Source organism: Streptomyces cahuitamycinicus, assembly GCF_002891435.1.
Lineage (GTDB): Bacteria > Actinomycetota > Actinomycetes > Streptomycetales > Streptomycetaceae > Streptomyces > Streptomyces cahuitamycinicus.
Genome location: NZ_POUC01000562.1, coordinates 1 through 4200 on the forward strand (window position 1 = coordinate 1; position 4200 = coordinate 4200).

Annotated in this window: 5 protein-coding genes; 1 reads left to right on the top strand and 4 read right to left on the bottom strand. The window is 75.7% G+C overall.

The genetic code is table 11. The features are described from left to right. Positions 1 to 17 precede the first annotated feature (17 nt). Complete coding sequence (locus C1J00_RS39230; RefSeq protein ID WP_439333473.1) at positions 18 to 125, top strand: LAETG motif-containing sortase-dependent surface protein; 108 nt, start codon at positions 18 to 20, stop codon at positions 123 to 125. An 89-nt stretch (positions 126 to 214) separates the two neighbouring features. Here C1J00_RS39230 and cobC read toward each other — a convergent pair whose 3' ends face one another. The 4 genes from cobC to cobJ all read right to left on the bottom strand — a co-directional run. Next, positions 215 to 1279, bottom strand: a complete 1065-nt coding sequence (gene cobC / locus C1J00_RS39235) for an Rv2231c family histidinol phosphate aminotransferase CobC (protein WP_102913648.1) — start codon at positions 1277 to 1279, stop codon at positions 215 to 217. Further along, positions 1269 to 2201, bottom strand: a complete 933-nt coding sequence (locus C1J00_RS39240) for a sirohydrochlorin chelatase (protein ID WP_102913649.1) — start codon at positions 2199 to 2201, stop codon at positions 1269 to 1271. The genes cobC and C1J00_RS39240 overlap by 11 nt, the downstream gene beginning before the upstream one ends. Then, positions 2198 to 2785 (bottom strand): precorrin-8X methylmutase, encoded by a 588-nt coding sequence (locus tag C1J00_RS39245; protein WP_102913650.1) that lies wholly within the window; start codon positions 2783 to 2785, stop codon positions 2198 to 2200. The genes C1J00_RS39240 and C1J00_RS39245 overlap by 4 nt, the downstream gene beginning before the upstream one ends. Then, on the bottom strand, positions 2782 to 4200 hold a 1419-nt coding region (gene cobJ / locus C1J00_RS39250), incomplete at its 5' end, for a precorrin-3B C(17)-methyltransferase (protein ID WP_102913651.1). The genes C1J00_RS39245 and cobJ, both read right to left, overlap by 4 nt.

The following is a 4200-nucleotide window of genomic DNA, read 5'->3' on the forward strand; positions in this document are numbered from 1 at the left end:
GCCCTGCCGAGACGGGCCTGGCCGAGACGGGCGGCAGCTCGACCACGCCGTACCTCGTGGGCGCCGCGATTGCCCTGCTCGTTGTGGGCGGGGGAGTGCTGGCCCGGGCACGCCGCCGGGGCTGACCACCGGCGATCCGGGGCCGGGCGGCGGGGCAGAGTGTCGATCGGTATGTGAGAGCCCGGTCCACCTTCCCGGGCCGGCTTCTTCGCCTTCAGGCGTCGGCTGGTGTCAGCGCTCGCTCCAGCACCCGCAGAAACCCGTCGGTCGTTCTGCGGTCCCGCACCGCCAGCCGCAGCCAATCCTGGTCCAGCCCGGGGAAGGTGTCCCCGCGCCGCACGGCGTAACCGAGGTCGCGCAGCCGCTGGCGGACGGCGGACGCCCGGGGCAGGCGGACCAGGACGAACGGGCCCCGCGCGGGCCCGGCCACCCGCAGCCCGGCCGGGGCGAAGCGGGCGAGGCCCGCCAGCAGGTGCGCGCGGTCCGCCGCGATGCGGTGCGCCGCGTGGGCCGCCTCCGCCAGTGCCCGCGGCCCCACGCACGCCTCGGCGGCGGCCAGCGCCGGGGTCGACACCGGCCACAGCGGCTGCGCCCGCTGAAGGTCCTCGACGGTCTCGGGCGCCGCCAGCACGTACCCGATCCGCAGCCCGGCCAGCCCCCACGTCTTGGTCAGGCTGCGCAGCACCACCAGGCCGGGCACGTCGACGCGATCGGCCAGGGCCTCGCACTCGCCCGGCACCGCGTCCATGAACGCCTCGTCCACCACCAGCACCCGCCCGGGCCGGGCGAGCCGGGCGATCGTGTCCGCCGGGTGCAGCACCGACGTCGGGTTCGTCGGGTTGCCGATCACCACCAGGTCCGCGTCCTCGGGGACGGCCGCCGGGTCCAGCCGGAAACCGTCCGCCTCCCGCAGCAGCACCCGGCCGACCGGGTGCCCCGCGTCCCGCAGCGCCGCCTCCGGCTCCGTGAACTGGGGGTGGACGACGACCGGCCGCCGCACCTTCAGCGCCCGCGCCAGCAGCACGAACGCCTCCGCCGCACCCGCCGTCAGCAGCACCCGCTCCACCGGCAGCCCGTGCCGTGCCGCCACCGCCGCCCGCGCGGTACGCCCGTCGGGGTAGGCCGCGAGCCCTCCGAGCGACGCGGCGATGTGCTCCCGCAGCCAGGTGGGCGGCGTGTCCGCGCGGACGTTCACGGCGAGGTCGACGAGCGAGCCGCCGTCGTCCCGCACTTCCGCGTCCCCGTGGTGGCGCAGATCGTGCCCGTGTTCAGTGCGCATGCGAGTGAGCGCCGTGGTGGTGCCCGTGACCGTGCCCGTGGTGGTGGTCGTCGTCGTCCGGGTGGAAGTGCGGCTGCTGCGGCATGCCCACCTTGTCCTCGAAACCGGGCAGGGCAATGCGGTAGACGCACGAGTCGCAGTTCATCCGCAGATCACCCTTGACGGCCTCCTCGTACCGCTCCCACACCAGGTCGAGCAGCTCGGGCTCCGGCCCGATGACATCGGCCGAGAGCACCTCGACCTCGGGGTGCGCCGCCGCCCAGCCCTCCGTCTGGTGCCGCACCCGGTCCGGCAGGATGCCCGTGAACAGGAAGTAGGGCAGGACCACGACCCGGCGGGCGCCCAGCCGCACGCAGCGGTCCAGCCCGCTCGGCACGTCCGGCGCCGCCAGCGACACGAACGCCGTCTCGACACCCGCGTACCCGCGCCCCTCCCACAGCAGCCGCGCCGCCTTGTGTACTTCGGCGTTGGCGTCCGGGTCCGTGGAGCCGCGCCCCACCAGCAGCACCGTCACGTCGGAACGGTCCCCGGGCGTACGGCCGCCGAGGGACCCCAGGGCCTCGTCCAGCCGCCGCTCCAGCACGTTCAGCAGCGCCGGATGCGGGCCGAGCGGACGGCCGTAGGTGTAGGAGATGCCCGGGTGCCGCTCCTTCTCACGGGCCAGGGCCGCCGGGATGTCGCCCTTGGCGTGCCCGGCGGACACCAGCATCAGCGGGACGGCGGCGAACCGCCGTACGCCCTGCTCCACCAGCTCGGTGACGGCCTCGCCCAGCGGCGGCGGGGACAGCTCGATGAAGCCGCCCGCGACGGGCAGTTCGGGGTGCCGGGCCCCCAGCTGCCGTACGAAGTCGCGGAACGCCTCGGCTCCGGCGTCGTCCCGGGTGCCGTGGCCGGCGATGAGCAGGGCGGGCGGGGTGGTCACAGGTTCTCCTCGGCGGAAGTGGGGTGGTACAGCAGAGCGTTGAGCGCGGCGGCGGCGACCGCCGACCCGCCCTTCTCGGACACGTTGCTCACGGCGGGCAGCCCGCTCTCGCGCAGCGCGGCCTTCGATTCGACGGCTCCGACGAAACCGACGGGCAGTCCGATGACGAGCGCCGGGTCGGCGTCGAGCGTCAGCAGCTCCTCCAGCGCGGTCGGCGCGTTGCCGATCACCCACAGGGCACCCGGGCCGACCTGCTCGTGGGCGAGCCGGATCGCGTGCGCGGAGCGGGTCAGCCCCGGACCGGACTCGGCGTCCCCGAGGCGGCAGACGGTCTCGCGCCGCGTGATGCCGGCGCCGACCATCGCCACGTCCACGACGACGGGCGCCCCGGCGTGCAGCGCCGCGTGCGCCTTCTCCAGGTCGGCCTCGGCCATGACGAGGTCGGTGGCGTAGTCGAGGTCGGCGGCGGAGTGGATGACCCGCTCCACGACCGCCCGGGTCAGCGGCGGGAAGTGCGAGGTGTCCAGCCGGGCGCGCAGCCGCCGGTAGGACTCCTCCTCGATCGGATGGACGACGCGGTTCACTCGGAGCCCTCCCGCGCCGACTGCCAGCGGTAGCCGCGCGGGGTCACCATGCGCCCCGCGATGTCCCGGGTCGCCGTGTTGCCCACGGTCACGACCGTCATCATGTCGACCGTCGCCGGGTCGAGCGCCCCCAGCGTCGTGAGCCGGCTGGACTCGTCCGGCCGCGAGGCGTTGCGTACGACACCGACCGGCGTGGCCGGTGTCCGGTGCTCGGCGAGGATGCCCAGCGCCTTGGGGAGCTGCCAGTCGCGGCCGCGCGAACGGGGGTTGTAGAAGGTGACCACGATGTCCGCCTCGGCCGCCGCCCGCACCCGCCGCTCGATGATCTCCCACGGCGTGTGCAGGTCGGACAGGCTGATCGACACGTGGTCGTGGCCCAGCGGTGCGCCCAGGATCGCGCCGGCCGCGAGCGCCGCCGTCACGCCGGGCACACCGACCACGTCGATGTCGTCGGAGGCCTCGGCCAGCGCCGGGGAGGCCATGGCGTAGACGCCCGCGTCCCCACTGCCGATCAGTGCGACGGCCTGCCCCTTGCGGGCCTCCTCGACGGCCGTGCGCGCCCGCTCCTCCTCGGCCCCGAGCCCCGACTCCAGGATCCGGGTGCCGGGCCGCAGCAGATCGCGGATCTGGTCGACGTACTGGTCGAGCCCGACGAGCACGGAGGCCCGCCGCAGTTCGGCCTGCGCACGCGGCGTCAGCAGGTCCCGCGCGCCGGGTCCGAGCCCGACCACCGCGAGCCGCCCGCGTCCGGGCCGCCGTACGACGGCACAGGTCGCCATCGCCGGTCTCGCGGCCGACTTCCGCTTGGGGACGAGCAGTTCGCCGCCGCCGACGAGCGCGGCGGCCTCCGCCACGGACGGGGTCCCGACGGCCGCGAGCGGCGCGTCGGACGGATGGGGCACGTCGACCCCGGCCAGTTCCCCGGCGGAGTACGTCACCAGGGGCACCCCGAGCCGCCCCGCGGCCTCGACGATGCCGGGCTCCCCGGCCTTGGCGTCGACGGTGGCCAGTTCGGCGACGGACGCCGCGGACAGCCCGGCCTCCCGCAGGGCGTCCTCCACCAGCCCGAGGACCTCCTCGACCGGCGCGCCCTTCGACGCCCCGACCCCGACGACCAGCGTCGGCGGCCGCAGCACCACCTCGCGCCCGGCCGTCTCCACGAGCCGGTCGGTGACCCGGATCGTGTACGACCCCTCGTCCGTCACCGGCAGCGGCGGCAGCGGCCAGGCCACCTCGGCCCGCAGCGCCACCGCCTCACCGTCCAGCAGCGCCCGCGACACCGCGGCGACATCGCCCTCCACAGGCAGTCCGAGGGTGTCCAGGCCCGGCAGGCCCACGGCGTCCGTGGCCGTCGTCACGACCGGCTCGGCACCCAGCAACCCGCCCACCTCGCGGGCCAGTTCATTGGCCCCGCC